This window comes from Nocardioides ferulae, assembly GCF_003660455.1.
Lineage (GTDB): Bacteria > Actinomycetota > Actinomycetes > Propionibacteriales > Nocardioidaceae > Nocardioides > Nocardioides ferulae.
On record NZ_QZVR01000018.1, the window covers coordinates 86,631 to 103,652 of the forward strand.

Below are 17,022 nucleotides of genomic sequence, written 5' to 3' on the forward strand. Positions count from 1 at the left end.
GAGGAGACCGGCCACCGCCGGCCCACTCTCGACCGGAAGGACCCCCATGGAGCACCGCACGCTGATCACGCCGTCGCGAGGGCGCGTCAGCCACGACGCCTCGGTGGTCGGGCTCGGCACCTGGCAGCTGGGTGCCGACTGGGGCGAGGTCACCGAGTCCGACGCCACCGCGGTGCTGGCCGCGAGCGTCGAGGCGGGGGTGAGCTTCTTCGACACCGCCGACGTCTACGGCGACGGCCGCAGCGAGCGCGTCATCGGCGCCTTCCTGAAGGAGCACGACGGCATCACCGTCGCCACCAAGATGGGTCGCCGAGCCGAGCAGGTGCCCGCCAACTACGTGATGGACAACTTCCGCGCCTGGACCGACCGGTCGCGCCGCAACCTCGGCGTCGACACCCTCGACCTGGTGCAGCTGCACTGCCCGCCGAGCGCCACGATCGACGCCGACGCCACCTACGACGCCCTCGACGCGCTCGTCGAGGAGGGCGTCATCGCCGCCTACGGCGTGAGTGTCGAGACCGCCGACCAGGCGCTCAGCGCGATCTCGCGGCCCCACGTCGCCAGCATTCAGATCATCTTGAACGCCTTCCGCCTCAAGCCCCTCGACGCCGTGCTGCCGGCGGCCGCCGAGGCCGGCGTCGGCATCATCGCCCGGGTGCCGCTCGCCTCGGGGCTGCTCAGCGGCAGGTACGACGAGCACACGACGTTCGCGGCCGACGACCACCGCACCTACAACCGCGACGGCAGCGCCTTCGACGTCGGCGAGACGTTCTCGGGGGTCGACTACCGGTCCGGCGTCGAGGCCGCCCGCGAGTTCTCCCGTCTGGTCGCCGAGCACGGCCCCGAGGGGGCGACGCCCGCCCAGGTGGCCCTGGCCTGGGTGGTCCAGCAGCCGGGCGTGACCACGGTGATCCCCGGTGCCCGCAACGTCGACCAGGCCCGGGCCAACGCCGCTGCCGGTGAGCTGCCGGCACTCGCCCCCGAGCTGCTCGACGGCGTCCGGGCGGTCTACGACCGCTACTTCCGCGAGGCCATCCACGGCCGCTGGTGAGCCGGTGACCGCACCTCGGGCAGTCCACGACACCGCCGCGCGCCACCTCGCGGCGCTCAGCCGCGACCGCCGCGCCGACTTCGCCCTGCGGCTCGACCGGTGGTGGCCCGACCTGCAGGCGGCCGCCGGCGAGCTCTACCCCGACCCCGAGGTCCTCGTGGGCCGGCTGGTCGAGCTCGCGGCGGCGGCGTACGCCGCGCGCCCCGAGGACCTGCAGCTGCTCGACCGGCGGCGGCTCCTCACACCGGACTGGCTGCAACAGCCCGACATGGCCGGCTACGCCTGCTACACCGAGCGGTTCGCCGGCGACCTCGACGGCGTCGGCGAACGGATCGACTACCTGCAGGAGCTCGGCGTCACCTACCTGCACCTGATGCCGCTCGCACTGCCTCGTCCCGGCGACAACGACGGCGGATACGCCGTCGCCGACTATCGCCGGGTCCGACCCGACCTCGGCTCGCTGCGCGACCTGCGCCGCCTCGCCGGCACCCTGCGCCAGCACGGCATCAGCCTCGTCCTCGACCTGGTGCTCAACCACGTGGCCCGGGAGCACGACTGGGCCGTGCGCGCCCGCGCCGGCGACCCGACGTACCGCGACTACTTCCTGGTCTTCGACGACCGCGAGCAGCCCGACTCCTACGAGCGCACGCTGCCGGAGGTGTTCCCCGACTTCGCACCGGGCAACTTCACCTGGGACGACGACCTGGCCGGCTGGGTGTGGACCACGTTCAACTCCTGGCAGTGGGACCTCAACTGGGCCAACCCCCAGGTGCTGCTGGAGTTCGCGAGCCTGGTGCTCGACATGGCCAACCTGGGTGTGGAGGTGCTGCGGCTCGACGCGATCGCGTTCGTCTGGAAGCGGATGGGCACCGACTGCCAGAACCAGCCGGAGGTGCACGCGGTGACCCAACTGCTGCGCACCGTGGCCCGCATCGCCGCCCCCGCCCTGGCGTTCAAGGCGGAGGCGATCGTCGGGCCGCGCGACCTGGTGGCCTACCTGGGCACCGGCCGGCACGCGGGCCGGGTCAGCGACCTGGCCTACCACAACAGCCTGATGGTGCAGGTGTGGTCGATGCTGGCGGCCCGCAACACCGTGCTGGCCCGGCACGCCCTGGCGGCGCTGCCCCCGGTGCCGGCGTCCAGCACCTGGATCACCTACGTGCGCTGCCACGACGACATCGGCTGGGCCATCGACGACGGCGATGCCGCCGCGGTCGGCCTCAGCGGCGACGGGCACCGCCGGTTCCTCTCCGACTGGTACGCCGGCTCGTTCCCCGGCACCTGGGCCGACGGGTTGGTCTTCCAGCACAACCCGGCGACCGGCGACCGGCGGATCAGCGGCACCGCGGCCTCGCTGGTCGGCCTGCCCCACGATCCGGAACTGGGGCTGGCCCGGCTGGTCCTCGCCCACGCGATCGTGGCCGGCTGGGGCGGCATCCCGGTGCTGTGGAGCGGCGACGAGCTGGGGCTGCCGAACGATGCACACTGGGCCGACGAGCCCGGACATGCCGGCGACAACCGGTGGGCGGGACGGCCGCGCCTGGACGCCGCCCTGGTCGCGCAGCGCCACGACCCGAGCACGGTGCCCGGCCAGGTGTTCGGCGCGCTCGCGCACCTGATCCGGGTCCGGGCGGGGCTCCCCCAACTGCACGCCGGAGCCCCGGTCGAGGTGCTTCCCGACACCGACGACGGCGTGCTGGCCGTGGTGCGCCGGCATCCCAGCGGTCCGCTGGTCGGGCTCTACAACGTCACCGAGGAGCCGCGGCCGTTCCCCGCCGCCCGGCTGGAGGCCGCCGGTCTGGTCGACCCGTGGAACGCGTTGGCCGGGCACCGGGTCGACCCCGACCCGGACGGCACGGTGTGGCTGCCGCCGTACGCCGCGTGGTGGGTGGTCGACCACCCGTAAGGGCGCGGTTGTGCCGGAGCGACTGCGGGTAGGCCCGGGATGTGAAACGCTTCTGCCGACGGGCGTGCGGTCTGCGGCGCAGCGGGACTCGCCCGTTTCGTCGGGAGCGCCGTGGAGGACGCCGTGAGCAACCAGGGGCGCCAACCAGCGGTCGACTCCGCGGAGGGTCGTGTCTCGAGCCCCCCATCGGGGATCACCGTGGTGCCGCTTCCGGAGAACCACGTCGCGCAGCGCGGCGTGCGACTCGCGGCCGAGGTGACCGGCGCCGACGAGGCCCGAGTGTGGCTGGTCACCGATGACCGCTCGGCGGCGCTCGACCCGGACGCCGCTCCCGAGATCCGGGCCCTCGCCTCCGCGGCGGCAGAGTCGGTGCTCGCCGACGAGCCCGTGGTCCTCGGGACGCAGACCGGCGGCGCGGTCGCCGCGGTGCCGCTGCGTCACGGCGGCCGCGTCCCCGGTGCCCTCGCGGCCACCGCCGCGTCTCCGGGGCATTGGGAGCCGCGACGGCTCCGCTTCCTGGAGCAGGTCGCCGAGTTGGTCTCGGCCGATCTGCGGCTCGCCTCGGCAGCGGCCGACCTGGAGGGCGAGCGGCTGCGGTGGCAGCTGGCGGTCGACGCCGCCGAGGTCGGGGCCTTCGACTGGGACCTGACCACCGGGTCCCTGCTCTGGGACGACCGGCTGCTGGAGATCTTCGGCACCGACCGGTCCCGGTTCAGCGGGAACATCGAGGCGTTCTACGAGCTGGTCCACCCCGAGGACCTGCCCCGGGTCATCGCGGCCGCGCAGCAGGCCGTGTCGACCTGCGGCGACTACACCGCGGAGTACCGAGTGCTGCGGCCGGACGGAAGCATGCGCTGGGTGGCCGCCCGCGGGCGCGGCCTGCCCGGGCCGGACGGGAAGGCCGTCCGGCTGCTCGGTGCGGCGTACGACACCACCGCCGTCCAGGAGGGAGAGGCCCGGGTCGCCCGGGTCCTGGAGTCGATGCCGACGGCGTTCTATCAGCTGACCCCCGACTGGCGGTTCAGCTACGTCAACGCCGAGGCGGAGCGGCTGCTGGGAGCCACCCGCGGCGACCTGGTCGGTGGGTCGGTGTGGGAGCTGTTCCCCGCAGCTGTCGGCAGCGACTTCGAGCGCTCCTTCCGCCGCGCCGCCGAGACCGGCGAGCCCTTGACCTTCGACGCCTACTACCCGGCGCCGCTCGACGGCTGGTTCGAGCTGCGTGCCTGGCCCTCCCCCGACGGCCTGGCGGTCTACTTCGTCGACATCACCCAACGCCGACTGGTCCAGGAGTCACTGGACCGCACGTCGCGACGCAACCAGCTGCTCGCCGAGGTGAGCACGGCGCTGTCCGGCACTCTCGAGGTCGAGGAGGCGGTGGGCCAGCTGGCCGAGCTCGTGGTCCCGGCGCTCGCGGACTGGGCGCTGGTGACCGTGGCCGGGGAGGACCGGGGCGGCGACTGGCGCCGGCGGCTGCACGACGTCGGGTGGCATCACGCCGACCCGCGGCTGCGGCCGCTCGTCGAGCGCTATGCCGCGCTGCGCCTGGACGCGCTGACCGAGCAGTCCTTCCTCGCCCGCGGGATGCGCCAGACCGAACCCGTCCTGGTCACCAGCGGCGCCGCCACGGCGATCGCCGAGGTGCTGTTGCCCGGCGAGGCCCGCGACCTGTGCCTGCGGCTGGCCCCCGAGTCGCTCGCGGTCGTGCAGCTGCGCGCTCGGGGGCGGACGGTCGGCCTGCTCAGCGCGTTCCGGGACGGCAGCCGGGCACCCTTCTCCGCCGGCGACGTCGACACCCTGCGCGAGGTGGCCCGACGCGCCGCTCTCTCGCTCGACAACTCCCGGCTGTACGCCGAGCAGCGCGACCTCGCGGAGGGGCTGCAGCGCAGCATGCTCACCGCGCCGCCCGAGAGCGAGCGGTTGCAGATCGCGGTGCGATACGAGCCGGCCGCCCAGGCGGCCCAGGTGGGTGGCGACTGGTACGACGCGTTCCACCAGGGCCGCGGCGCCACGATGCTGGTGATCGGCGACGTCGTCGGCCACGACACGGCGGCCGCCGCGGCGATGGGCCAGGTGCGGGGACTGCTGCGTGGGATCGCGGCGCACACCGGCGAGGGACCGGCCGCGGTGCTGCGCGGCGTCGACCAGGTGATGGCCACGTTGCAGGTCGACACGACGGCGACAGCGATCGTGGCCCGAGTCGAGTTCGACGGTCCGCTGCTCCCCGACCAGCCGCCCGGCGAGACGTCGGAGCCGGTGCGGCTGCGGTGGGCGAACGCCGGCCACCCGCCACCGTTCGCGATCCACCCCTCCGGCGAGGTGACTTCGCTGGCGCTCCCCCAGGCCGACCTGCTGCTCGGGCTGGACCCGGCTACGCCCCGGGCGGAGACCGCACTCGACCTGCCGCCAGGCACCGCCGTACTGCTCTACACCGACGGGCTGGTCGAGCGCCGCGGTCAGCCGGTCGACGAGGGGATGGCCCGACTCGGCCAGCTGCTGCGCGAGTTGGGTCCGCTCGGCCTCGGCCTGGAGGAGCTGTGCGACCGGGTCCTCGCACACATGCTCCCGGGGCCGTCGGAGGACGACGTGGCGTTGCTGGCGGTGCGAGCCGGTGCCGGCTGACCCCCGGCCCCGCCCAGTCAGAGCCGGAAGCGACTGACCATCTCCTCCAGCTGGGTGCCCATCCGGGCCAGCTCTGCGGCGGCCTGCTGGGCCTCCTGCACGCTGCCGGAGGTCCGGGTGGCCGCGCCGGCGATGCCGGCGACGCTGCCGGCGATGCCCTCGGAGCCACCGGCCGCCTCCACGACGTTGCGGTTCATCTCGTTGGTGGTCGCGGTCTGCTCCTCGACCGCGGAGGCGATCGTGGTCTGGAAGTGGTTGATCTCGTCGATCACGCCGCGGATCCGGTCGATCGCCTCGACGGCGCCGGCGGTGTCCTCCTGGATGGTGGTGACCCGCCGGGAGATGTCCTCGGTGGCCCGGGCGGTCTCCTGAGCCAGGTCCTTGACCTCGCCGGCGACCACGGCGAAGCCCTTGCCGGCCTCGCCGGCCCGGGCGGCCTCGATGGTGGCGTTGAGGGCCAGCAGGTTGGTCTGCTCGGCGATCGCGGTGATCACCTTGACGACCGAGGCGATCTCGCGCGAGGAGTCGCCGAGCCGACCGACGGTCCGGGTCGTCTCCTCGGCGACGCTCACCGCGTTGTCCGCGACCCGGGCCGCCTCGTTGGCGCTGTGCGCGATCTCGCCGATCGCCGACTGCATCTGCTCCGATCCGCTCGCCAGGGTCGCCACGTTGCGCGAGACCTCGCCGGCGGCGACGCTGACCTGGTCGGACTCGCCGGCGACTTCCTGTACGCCGGCCGCGAGCGCGTCGGCGGTGCCGCTGAGCGCCGTGGACGAACCGGCCAGCCGGCCGGCGAACTCGCGCACCATCGTCATCACACCGGCCAGAGAGTCCAGCGTCGTGTTCAGGGAGCGCCGCAGCTGCTCGATCTCCTTGGCGCCGGAGCGCTCCAGGCGGCTGGTCAGGTCGCCGTCGGCGACGCGCGCCAGCAGGTCCCGGGTCGCGCCGATGGGTCCGGCGACGCTGCGAGCGCTGACCACACCCAGCCCGACGGAGACCAGGACCGCCAGGGCGCTGACCGCGATCGTCCAGGTGCGGGTGTCCTCGTACGCCGCGTCGGCCGCCGCCGCCTTCTCCGCGGACTCGGCCTGCTCACCCTCGATCGCGACGGCGATGCTCTCCTCGGCCTGCACGGCGTACCCGTCCATCTCGGCCAGCGCGGCACCCATCTCGGCCGGCAGGAGCTCGCCGCTCTTGATCTGGTCGAGGATCGCGAAGTTGCCCTCGACCGCGGCCGCGAACTCGTCCATCGCCGCCTTCGCCGTCGGGTCGAGCGGCAGCGCCTGCACGTCGTCGACCCGGGCGACCAGCCCCTCCGCGGCCTCGGCCGCCGCTGCCGACTCGACCTCGAGGACCTCCGGCGGCAGGCTCTCGATGGCGGTGCGGGCGTCGTGAGCGGCGTACTCCCACCACAGCACCTGCAGGTCGCGGACGGCGTTGAGGTGCCCCGAGTCGGTCTGCACCGACTGCGAACGCTCGCTCTGCGCGCTCATCCGCTCCAGCGAGAAGCCGGCCACGAGCAGGGTCAGCAGCGACACGACGAGGAAGGAGGCCAGCAGCCGGGTGCGCAGGGAGGCACCACGCAGGGCGGCGACGAGGCCGGTGGAGCGCACGGTGGAGGACACGGGTTGCCTTTCGGACGACGGGTCACCAAGTCACCAGGGGAGGGCGGCGCTCTCCCCATCGGCTCTCGGACCGGCGAACTGAGCCGCGCCGGGAGCATGATGAGACCGTGAGCAGATCCGACTCCCCCGCCGGCCAGCCCGTCTCCTCGCCCCAGCTGGGCGTGGTGTTCCGTCCGCAGTCCCCGCCCGAGGACCTGCGTGCCGTCATGGCGGCGGTGGACGCCGCCGGCGTGGACGAGCTCTGGCTCTGGGAGGACTGCTTCCTGCAGGGTGGGCTGACCACCGCGGCCGCCGCACTCGCCCTCTCCGAGCGGGTCCACGTCGGCGTCGGGCTGCTGCCGGTGCCGCTGCGCAACCCGGCGCTGGCGGCGATGGAGATCGCGAACCTGGCCCGCCTCTGGCCGGGCCGGCTGACGGTGACCCTGGGCCACGGGGTGCAGGAGTGGATGGCGCAGGTGGGCGCCGCGGTCGAGTCGCCGCTCACCTTGCTGCGCGAGCACACCACGGCGGTCCGCGACCTGCTGTCGGGCCAGGAGGTCACCATGGAGGGGCGGTACGTCCGGCTCGACCGGGTGCGCCTGGACTGGCCGCCACAGACGCCGCCCCGACTGCTGATCGGTGCCCGTGGTCCCCGGTCGGTGGGCCTCGCCGGCGAGCTGACCGATGGCGTGCTGCTCGACTCGGTCGCCGACGCCGACGCCGTACGCCGGGCGCACGCGGAGCTCGCGCTGGGCCGGGACCGCGGCGGCCGGGCCCTCGACCCGCGGTCGGCGGTCTGCGTCTACACCGAGGTCGACCCGATGCGCACCGCCGCCGAGCTGAACGCGGCGGTGGCCGAGCGGGTGCGTGAGCTGGGGGGCGCTGGCGCCGACTCGGTGATCTTCCAGGCGACCGGCCAGCACCCGAGCCCGGTGCCGCTGCTCGAGGCGCTCGCGACGACCTGACCGCAAGGCTCGGTCGGTCAGCGGTGCTGCCGGCCGAACCAGCCGTGCGCTCCGGCGCTGCGGCACGACTCCGAGGCCACCGCGGCCGCCCGGGCCAACGCCGCGGCGGGGTCGGAGAGGCCGCCACCGGCGACCAGGTGTGCGAGCGCGCCGTGCAGCACGTCGCCGGCGCCGACGGTGTCGACCACGTCGGGGACCGCCGGCACCGCGATCTGGCGGCGTCGCCCCTCGACGAGCAGCTCGACCGGGTCGGCGCCGGCGGACCGGGCGGCGACCGGGCAGCCGGCCGCGGCCAGCAGGTGCAGCACATCGCCGCCGTCGGGGTGGGCGAAGTCGGCCGAGACGAGGGCGACGTCGACGAGCGGCAACAGCTCCTCGGTGCCGCTCTTCCAGCTGCCCCCGTCGAGGAGCACCGGCACCCCCGCCGCCCTGGCCCGGCGGGCCAGCTCGGTGGCGGCGGCCATGTGGTGGCCGTCGAGCAGCAGCACGCCGACGCCGTCGAGCGGCACCCCGTCCACCGGCGGGGTGCGAGCGACGCCGGCCGCGTTGTGGGAGATCACCGCACGCTCCCCGGTGGGCTCGGTGACGATGACCGACGAGACCGCCGGGGCGCCGGGCTCGCCGGCGAGGAGGTCCACCGCCTCCACGCCGGCCGCGCCGACCAGTCCGAGCGCCAGTTCGGTCAGCGGGCCGGACCCCACGGCGGTGACCAGCCGCGCCGGGCTGCCGAGGACGGCCGCGGTGGCGGCGGCGTTGGCCGCCGGTCCACCGAAGTCGAGCTCCGCCGAGCGGGCGACCACCTTCTCGTTGGGCCCTGGCCACCGGGTGACGACCTGCAGGTGGTCGAGGGTGAGCAGCCCGAAGCAGAGCACCGTGCCGCGGCCGTCGTGGTCCATCCTCCTAGTCTGGCCCGGTGACCACCGACGCGGAGAGCGACCTGCACACGACCGAGGTGGGCGACGCCGGCGAACCGGTCGTCTTCCTGCACGGCCTGTTCGGACAGGGCAAGAACTTCACCACGATCGCCAAGGCCCTGCAGCCGGAGCTGCGCTCGCTGCTGGTCGACCTGCCCAACCACGGCCGGTCCTCGTGGACCGACCACTTCAGCTACCAGGAGACCGCCGACCTGGTCGCCGACGAGCTGCGCGCCGGCTTCGCGGCGTCCGGTCCGGTCCACCTGGTCGGCCACTCGATGGGCGGCAAGGTCGCGATGGTGCTGGCGCTGCGCCACCCCGAGCTGGTCGACCGCCTCGTCGTCGTCGACATCTCACCGTCCGGCGGCCGCGGCACCGACGAGTTCGAGCACCTCCTCGACAGCCTCTCCGCGCTCGACCTGTCCGTGGTGGCCAGGCGCTCCGACGCCGACGAGGCGTTGGCCGGCCCGATCCCCGACGAGCGGGTGCGCGGCTTCCTGCTGCAGAACCTGCGCTCGGGTCGCGAGGGCTTCCACTGGCGGGCCAACCTCGAGCTGCTGCGCCGCGAGCTGCCGGCCATCGGCGGCTTCCCCGAGCTCGACGGCTGCTTCGACCGGCCGACCCTGTGGCTGGCCGGCGAGCGCTCCCCCTACGTGCGGCCCGAGAACGAGCCGGAGATGCGCCGGCTCTTCCCGCGCACGACGCTGGTCACGGTGAAGGGTGCCGGCCACTGGGTGCACTCCGAGCAGCCCGAGACCGTCGTCACCGCACTGCGCACGTTCCTGCTCGCCTGAACCGATCGGCGTACGCAGCGACGGCGCGAGGGGCACCGCACGAACCGGTCACTCCCGGAACGGGTCCCGGGCCGAGCCGGCCTCCGGCTCGCGGCGGCGGTTGACCAGCATCACCGCGAAGCAGGCGACGACGAGCGCGACGAGCTGCAGGCCGGTCCGCAGGTGGCCGTCGCTGAGCTGGAGGAAGGCCGCGCCACCGAGCGTGGCGGCGAGCACGGTCGCGACCTGGTGCAGGTGGTTCGGGTTCATGTCGGACCTATCGGCAGCCAGGGGCGGGGCTGGAGGAGGTTCGCGGACTCGCGGGCGGATCAGCCGCCCACGATGGGCAGCGACAGCTTGCGGTCCAGGTTCGCGACGTGGCGGGCCACCCGGATCAGCACCCGCTGCAGGCGGTCGAACCGCTCGGGCAGCTCCTCCAGCGTGGCCGCGCTGGCGTTGAGCCGGTCCAGGCTGTCGGGCAACGGTCCGGCGTGCGAGGCGAGGTCCCTCAACGGCCGGCGCATCGACGTGAGCGCCCCCTCCATCTCCTCCACGCCGGCCAGCCGTCGATCGACTCGCCGCAGCGCGGCGCGCAGCTCGGTGAGCTCCGCGGCGAGCGCCTCCAGCTCCGGCGCCGCCTCCGCCAGCGGGGCGGCCGAGGAGTCCAGCGCCGCCAGCTGCGCGAGCAGGTCGTCGGCGCTGTCGGCCAGTGTGCCGATGTCGGAGCCGGCGCCGTCCAGCTCGTCGAGCGCCTTCATCGCCGGCGGCGTCAGGTCGTCGACGTTGCGGTCGATCCGCTCGACCTGGTCGAGGGTGTCGGGGGCCCGGTCCAGCATCTCGACCGCCTCCGGGAGGTCCGACGCCGCCCGCACCAGCGTCGGCACGTGCGGGACCAGCCGCACCAGGACGACGGTGGCCGCCAGCAGGAACAGCGCCGTCGCGGCCGCCAGCACGCGCAGCCCCCAGACGGGCAGGGCACGGGTCATCGGTTCGTCCTCTCGGTCAGCGGGCCCCCCGACGCCCGAGCAACGAGCGGCGGCCCACCTGGTTAGGTGTGAGGTGAGCCGCCCGGCAGGCCGGCAGCGAGGAGAGGAGAACCGTGGGAGACCCGGTGGAGATCGACACGGCCCGGATCCAGGAGGATCAGCGCTCGGCCTACGACGCGATGCGCGACCGGGCCTCCGTGACCCGTCTCGGAGACGCGTGGGTGGTGTTGGGGCACGCCGAGGTGGTCGAGGCGGCCACCGATCCCGGCACCTTCTCCAGCAACGTGACCGCCCGCCGCGCGATCCCGAACAGCCTCGACGGCGGCGAGCACGCGGCGTACCGGGCGGTGGTGGACGCGTTCCTCACCCCGGGGCGGGTGGCCGAGCTGGAGGCGGGGTGCCGGGCGCACGCGGTGGCGATCGTCGACGCGTTGCCGCGCGAGGTCACGGTGAAGACGATCGCCGGGATCGGCGTCCCCTACGCGGTGCGATCCCAGTCGTCGTGGCTGGGCTGGCCGGCGCACCTGGAGGAGGGGCTGGTCGACTGGATGGCCGAGAACCACGCGGCGACCCGGTCCGGTGACCGGGCGCGGACGGCGGAGGTGGCCGAGCGCTTCGACCGGCTGATCCACGGCCTGCTGGCGGAGCGGCGCGGGTGCCCCGTCGCCGATGTCACCGGCGAGCTGATGCACGCCAAGGTCGACGGCCGGCCCCTCACTGACGAGGAGGTGGTCTCGATCCTGCGCAACTGGACCGCCGGCGACCTCGGGTCGCTGGCCACCTCGGTCGGGGTGATCGTGCACTTCCTGGCCGCCGACCACACGGTCCAGCAGGAGCTCCGGGACCTCGTCGCCGCCGGCGCGGCAGGCGCGATCGAGGACGCCCTGCACGAGATCCTCCGGATCGACGACCCGTTCGTCTCCAACCGGCGGGTGACCACCCGGGAGGTCGAGCTCGGCGGGCAGCGCCTCGCCGCGGGCGAACGGGTGCTGCTGAACTGGACCGCCGCCAACCGCGACCCGCACGCGTTCGCCGAGCCGGACCGCTACCAGCCCGCCGCCAACGCCGCTGCCAACCTCGTGTTCGGCATCGGCCCGCATGTGTGCCCCGGCAAGGACCTCACACTGATGGAGCTGCGGGTGGTGATCGAGGAGCTGCTGCGGCGCACCGGATGGATCGAGCTGGCCACCGACCGCCGGGCCGTGCGCGAGACCCCGCCGGTGGGTGGCTGGTCGCGGGTGCCCGTCGTGCTGCGCGGCGAGGCACCGACCGTGCACGGCTGAGCCGGACGGCCGCGCCCTACCGTGCGGTGACTCCGGTCAACACGCACTGGGCATCGGAGCCGGTCGGGACGGTGGTGCGCAGCCGGGAACGACCGGACACGAACGTCAGGACGGTCGCCCCCGGATAGACCGGGTGCGGTTCGCGCTCGACGCGGTCGAGCGCGTGGGTCAGCAGCACGGCTCGGGAGAGCGAGTACTCCGCCATCCGGCCGCGCACCGGCTCGTGGCGTCGCCCGAACAGCTCGAGCGTGTCACCGTCGGCGGCCACGATGCCCGCGTGCAGCACGGCCGGCTTGAGGGCATGGGAGAGCCTGCTCCGCGCCCCCGCGAGGCCGCCGAGTCCGGGCTTGAGGGCGTGCCGGCGGTGGCAGGCGAGGATCGTGAGCTCGGGGCGCTGCTCCGCCACGACGCGATGGGCGTTCACGACGCCGATGTCGTCGTCGCCGAGGGCCGACTGCGCGAGCAGCCGGTCGCCGCTCGCCGCCGGGGCGAAGCGCGGCGATCGCCGTACGCCGCCCCTGGCCGCGACCGCGAGCCGGCGCAGCTCCTCGGCGAGCCGGCGCGGCTGGGCGTTGGCCGCTCCGTTGTAGCTGATCGCCACGACCTCGCCGCCGCTGGTGTGCACCCGCAGGTGACCCTCGAGCATGTTCACCTCGTCGAGGACGGCGACCACGTCGGCGTACGCGCTGTGCCGGACCTCGTAGTCCCGCGACCCTCGGGCGTCCGGACCGCTCGGCCGGCTCAGCACGGTGAGCCGATCGGACTCCAGGGCCAGCAGGTGGTCGTAGAGGTGCATGCTCGGAGTGGCGTCGCGACGGGCGATGTTGCGCGGCACCTTCAGCACCAGGCGGGCCGCACCGAGGTCGAGGGGGTGGACACGGAACAGCCGCGGGACCTCCCGTTCGGTGGTGACCTCCTCGACCCACGGCCCGAACCGGTCGTACTCGCTGGTCTCGACTGTCACGACCTGACGTTACCGACGGACGGCGTCTGAAGGTGCGGCTACCGGTGGACACGTGGTGCGATCCCGGACACCTGCGGTGGTCTCGTGGGGAAGAAATCGTCGCGTGCCCGCGCTCCTCTGCCATGACCATCATCGGCCTCATCGGCAGCGGCAACATCGGCACGGCGATCGCGAAGCAGGCGGTCGCGCACGGGCACCAGGTGGTGCTCAGCAACTCCCGGGGGCCGGAGACGCTCACCGACCTGGTCGATCAGCTCGGCGAGCGCGCCCGCGCCGCGACCGCTCAGGAGGCCGCGGCCGCCGGCGAGATCGTCGTGGTGACCATCCCGTTCGGCGCCTACGACACCGTGCCGGTCGAGCCGCTGGCCGGCAAGGTCGTGATCGACACCAACAACTACTACTTCGAGCGCGACGGGCACTACGCCGCGATCGACGCCGGCGAGACCTCTCCCAGCGAGCTGCTCGCCGCACACCTGCCGAAGTCGAAGGTCGTCAAGGCGTTCAACGCGATCCAGGCGGCGCACATCGTGGACGAGGCGAAGCCCGCCGGTGACCCTGAGCGTCGCGCGGTGCCGATCGCCGGCGACGACGCGGAGGCCAAGCGCGTGGTCGCATCGCTGGTGGACGCGTTCGGGTTCGACGCCGTCGACGCCGGCGCGCTCATCGAGGGACGCCGCTTCGACCGCGACAAGCCGGCGTACGGCGCCGAGGTCGACGCCGAGACGATGCGCACGCTGTTGCAGCAGGGCTGAGGTGACACCCTCGCCACACGTCGTTCGTGGTGCGGCGTCGGGTCACTCCCTCGCCGGGGGAGGCAAGGCCGGTGGTGCTTGGGAGCGGTAGGTGTGGCCGGTGGGGGTGGTGGTCTCGGTGGTGTGGCGGCCGGGGCGGGGGTCGGTGACCTGGGTGCTCCAGCCGGGGGTCTCTTTGACCAGGTTGTGGGGCTTGCAGACCCCTTGCGCGTTCTCGCGGGTGGTGGGGCCGCCGTCGGCGAACCGTTCGGCGTGGTCGCCCTCGTCGATCCGGCCGTCGCAGAGCGGGCTGCGGCAGTGCTGGTCGCGCCACTTGATGAAGTCGCGGTCGACTCGGTCGTAGAACCGCCTCGTGGGGTCGGTGTGGGTGACGACCCCGGTGGCGGGGTCGGTGAAGATCCGCCGTAGCCAGACCGGCGCGGTGGTGGTGTGGATGAGGTCGCGGACGGTCTGGGCGGGGATGACGGTGCCGTCGGCGGTCCGGGCCGGCCGGTCCGGGGCGAGGCCGGCGCCGAGGAGGGTGTCGGGGGTCATCACCAGCCCCACCTCGAGAGGCACCGCGTCTGCGTCTGTCTGACCGGTGAGGCGTTGGACGAACAGGTCGGCCTCGATCTGCGCCTGGGTCCGCTCATCCCCCTGGGCCTTGATCGCCTTCGCCGCGGCGATCAGGCTGGCCTTGCACGCCACTCCTTGGACCACCGGCACGGTGGCGGTGACGTGGACCATCGTGTCCGGCGTGGCGCGGGTGGTCACCCGCCGGTCTTTGGCGGCCTTCGCCGCCCGGCGGACCACGGCTTCGGCGTCGAGCTCGACCGCCAACGCCCGCGCCGCGGCCTCCACCCGCCGCGGGGTCAGACCCAGGACGAACGCCTCGGTGACCTCGCCGGTCTCGGTGTCGATGGTGGTCGCGGCCAGCTTCGCGTCGACGATCTGGCGGTCCTCGCGGGTCAGGCAGGCGGTCTCACGGACCAGCAGGGTCGCGGTCCACTCACTGATCAGGCCACCGGCGAGCAGGGAGTCGGTGTGGGGCATCTCGACCATCGCGTGCGCGAACCCCAGGTGTCGGGCGCCCTCGCGGGTGGGGCAGCCCCGGGCCAGGGCCACCTGGTCCCCGATCCCGCGGCCCAGCCGCCGGGCGGGGACCCCGGCGGCCTCCTGCTGGGCCAGCTGGGAGGCCTCGAACCCCCGGGTGATCCGCGCCTGCAACCCCGCGGCGGCGCCCTTGATCCGCTCCAACAACGCCAACTGGTCGACCCGGGTCGCGTCCGCGGCCGGGGTCTGCTCGGGCACGTCGGCCATGTTGGCCAGCTGCTCCAGCATCGCCTCCAACTCGACCCGCGCCGGATCACCCGCAGCCCACCACTCCTCATCGACCCACGCCTGGTCGGCGGGGTCGAGCAGCACCCGATCGGGCGGCTGCGGAGTGGTGGTCTCGGTCATAGGACCAGTGAAACAGAGCCCACCGACAGTCACTCCAAAGGACTTACGTACGTCTGTGACAAACACCTGTTCGATCTCGACTCCGTGCGTCGCCGGCGCCTGATCGGTCGTGCACGCGTCGAGCAACTGCGACCCACCGATGACCGCTGGACCCAGTCGCCGATAGGCGTGCCGTCCCGCCAGCGCATCGCCAGGGATCTCAGACCGGGCAACTGGTGCTCGCTGAACGGCTGCGCACCTTCGATTCGACGGCGTTGCGGTTTCAATTTGAGCCCATTTCTTGGGCCCACGCGTCCCCGACCCCGCCAAAGCGAAAGGCCCCCACCATCGCGTCTCCGCAGGTGAGGGCCACTTCTGAATCTGCGCGCCCGTAGGGATTCGAACCCCAAACCTTCTGATCCGTAGCCAGGATCAGAAGGACCTCGAGGCCCCTGGTGACGACCCGACGCGCCTCTGACCGACACCGCTCTCACGGAGAAAATAGCAGGTCAGCGGGATATCCGCCGGGCTGTCGTGCCCAGACGCCGGTCGTCGCAGCAGGACGCTGCCAGGAGTAGCCGGCGAGGTTTTTGAGCCGATATTGAGCCTGTCCACTGACCGGACTGACGGAAGGCTCGGCCAGCAGGGCTCACGCCGGCGCCTGCTCCTGTCCGTTGCTGAACGGTCTCCCTCGTACTAATCACTAGCTGCTGCGACCTCGCTGCGGCCTATGTGTACCTGCCCTTCGACGTCAACGGGAAAATGCCTCGAGCTCCTGGGGCTTGAGGATGGTGACCCCCTTGGGACGCAGCTCGATGTATCCCGACGCGGTGAGGCTGGCCAGCGCCTTGTTGACCGACTCTCGAGCGGCACCCACGAGCTGCGCCAGTTCGACCTGCGTCAACTGATGGTCGACGTGCACGGAGCCATTCCCCAGAACGACGCCGAAGCGCTCGCCGAGCCGCACGAGGACCTTCGCGACCCGACTCGTCACGTCAGCGAAGACGAGATCCGAGATCACCTCGCTCGAGGAGCGAAGACGACGTGCCAGGTGACGCAGGAGGACGCCTGCCATCCATGGCCGTTCTTCCAACCACTCATCGAACCGAGGCTGCGGGAGCTCCAGCACCGTCGACGGCGTCACAGCGACGACCGTGCCGCTGCGTCGGCCGCCACCGAGCAAGGACATCTCGCCGAACACGTCGCCAGCGCCGAAGAGCGCCTGGATGCCGGCCGCAGCCTGTCCACCTCGTCGCGACAGCTTCAGCATGCCCGTCTGCACGACGTACAGGCTGGCGCCTTCCTCATCCTGGTGGAAGAGGGCCTGGTTGCGCCGCAGGTCGACGGGAACCATGACTGCCAGCACCTCCGCCGTGGCGGTCTCGTCGATGCCGAGGAAGGCGAGGGAAGTCAGAAGCGACTCCGGGACCGGTTGCTGCACACTCATCCCGCCATGGTGGCCGACGCATGTTTCAGGCAGGTTCCTCCGCGTGCCGGGCCGCCCTCGGAGCGACGTGTGGGCGGGCGGTGGCCCTTGCTCGCGCTGGCACCCTCCGTCCCTACGGCGCCCGTGCGACTCACCCGCGCCGCTGGGTGCGCGGCGCCAGGAAACGTGGCGGGTCCGCGCCGTCGTCCATGACGGATGACTTGGGCGATTACTCTCACAGGACACAGACGCACGTGCTCCCAGCAACAATCCACCGAGTCCCCGCTAAGCGTGCAGAAGCGCCGACGGGCGAAGCCCGAGGACGCCGTTCGTCCTCTTGAGGTCAGGCAGTTGGGGCAA

General features: G+C 73.1%; 14 protein-coding genes. 7 read left to right on the top strand and 7 right to left on the bottom strand.

The window, feature by feature from the left end:
- The first annotated feature begins 46 nt into the window (after positions 1–46).
- From D6B71_RS17135 to D6B71_RS17145, 3 genes are all read left to right on the top strand, one after another.
- On the top strand, positions 47–1,051 hold the full coding sequence (locus D6B71_RS17135) for an aldo/keto reductase (protein ID WP_121257296.1): 1,005 nt from the start codon (positions 47–49) through the stop codon (positions 1,049–1,051).
- A gap of 268 nt (positions 1,052–1,319) precedes the next feature.
- The gene (locus D6B71_RS17140; protein ID WP_420846336.1) at positions 1,320–2,957 is read left to right on the top strand and encodes an alpha-amylase family protein; all 1,638 of its coding nucleotides are present in this window, start codon (positions 1,320–1,322) and stop codon (positions 2,955–2,957) included.
- Positions 2,958–3,158: 201 nt separating this feature from the next.
- Positions 3,159–5,576 (top strand): SpoIIE family protein phosphatase, encoded by a 2,418-nt coding sequence (locus tag D6B71_RS17145; protein WP_164519719.1) that lies wholly within the window; start codon positions 3,159–3,161, stop codon positions 5,574–5,576.
- A 17-nt stretch (positions 5,577–5,593) separates the two neighbouring features.
- Here the strand turns inward: D6B71_RS17145 and D6B71_RS17150 are convergent, their stop codons facing one another.
- Complete coding sequence (locus D6B71_RS17150; protein WP_121257302.1) at positions 5,594–7,201, bottom strand: methyl-accepting chemotaxis protein; 1,608 nt, start codon at positions 7,199–7,201, stop codon at positions 5,594–5,596.
- A 107-nt stretch (positions 7,202–7,308) separates the two neighbouring features.
- On the opposite strand from D6B71_RS17150, the gene D6B71_RS17155 reads away from it, so the two are divergent.
- Positions 7,309–8,145, top strand: coding sequence for an LLM class flavin-dependent oxidoreductase (locus tag D6B71_RS17155; RefSeq protein ID WP_206051820.1), 837 nt, complete (start codon positions 7,309–7,311; stop codon positions 8,143–8,145).
- Positions 8,146–8,162: 17 nt separating this feature from the next.
- On the opposite strand, the gene D6B71_RS17160 is transcribed toward D6B71_RS17155, so the two are convergent.
- A complete protein-coding gene (locus tag D6B71_RS17160) occupies positions 8,163–9,041 on the bottom strand; it encodes a PfkB family carbohydrate kinase (RefSeq protein ID WP_121257304.1) in 879 nt (292 codons plus the stop codon).
- 17 nt (positions 9,042–9,058) lie between these two features.
- Here D6B71_RS17160 and D6B71_RS17165 point away from each other — a divergent pair, with 17 nt between their 5' ends.
- Entirely contained in the window at positions 9,059–9,853 is a 795-nt protein-coding gene (locus D6B71_RS17165) for an alpha/beta fold hydrolase (protein WP_206051821.1), read from the top strand.
- A gap of 48 nt (positions 9,854–9,901) precedes the next feature.
- Here D6B71_RS17165 and D6B71_RS17170 read toward each other — a convergent pair whose 3' ends face one another.
- Together D6B71_RS17170 and D6B71_RS17175 are read right to left on the bottom strand one after the other, a co-directional pair.
- Positions 9,902–10,102, bottom strand: coding sequence for a hypothetical protein (locus tag D6B71_RS17170; RefSeq protein WP_121257306.1), 201 nt, complete (start codon positions 10,100–10,102; stop codon positions 9,902–9,904).
- A 59-nt stretch (positions 10,103–10,161) separates the two neighbouring features.
- Positions 10,162–10,818 carry a hypothetical protein gene (locus D6B71_RS17175; RefSeq protein WP_121257308.1) on the bottom strand — a complete coding sequence of 219 codons (657 nt, stop codon included), beginning with the start codon at positions 10,816–10,818 and terminating at the stop codon, positions 10,162–10,164.
- Between the two features lie 125 nt (positions 10,819–10,943).
- Here D6B71_RS17175 and D6B71_RS17180 point away from each other — a divergent pair, with 125 nt between their 5' ends.
- On the top strand, positions 10,944–12,101 hold the full coding sequence (locus D6B71_RS17180; protein WP_240641514.1) for a cytochrome P450: 1,158 nt from the start codon (positions 10,944–10,946) through the stop codon (positions 12,099–12,101).
- Positions 12,102–12,117: 16 nt separating this feature from the next.
- Here D6B71_RS17180 and D6B71_RS17185 read toward each other — a convergent pair whose 3' ends face one another.
- Positions 12,118–13,065, bottom strand: coding sequence for a hypothetical protein (locus D6B71_RS17185; protein WP_121257312.1), 948 nt, complete (start codon positions 13,063–13,065; stop codon positions 12,118–12,120).
- Between the two features lie 122 nt (positions 13,066–13,187).
- On the opposite strand from D6B71_RS17185, the gene D6B71_RS17190 reads away from it, so the two are divergent.
- Positions 13,188–13,817 carry an NADPH-dependent F420 reductase gene (locus D6B71_RS17190; protein WP_121257314.1) on the top strand — a complete coding sequence of 210 codons (630 nt, stop codon included), beginning with the start codon at positions 13,188–13,190 and terminating at the stop codon, positions 13,815–13,817.
- Between the two features lie 42 nt (positions 13,818–13,859).
- Here D6B71_RS17190 and D6B71_RS17195 read toward each other — a convergent pair whose 3' ends face one another.
- Entirely contained in the window at positions 13,860–15,257 is a 1,398-nt protein-coding gene (locus D6B71_RS17195; protein ID WP_121257316.1) for an HNH endonuclease signature motif containing protein, read from the bottom strand.
- A gap of 730 nt (positions 15,258–15,987) precedes the next feature.
- Positions 15,988–16,683, bottom strand: coding sequence for a Crp/Fnr family transcriptional regulator (locus tag D6B71_RS17200; protein WP_121257318.1), 696 nt, complete (start codon positions 16,681–16,683; stop codon positions 15,988–15,990).
- Between the last annotated feature and the right edge of the window lie 339 nt (positions 16,684–17,022).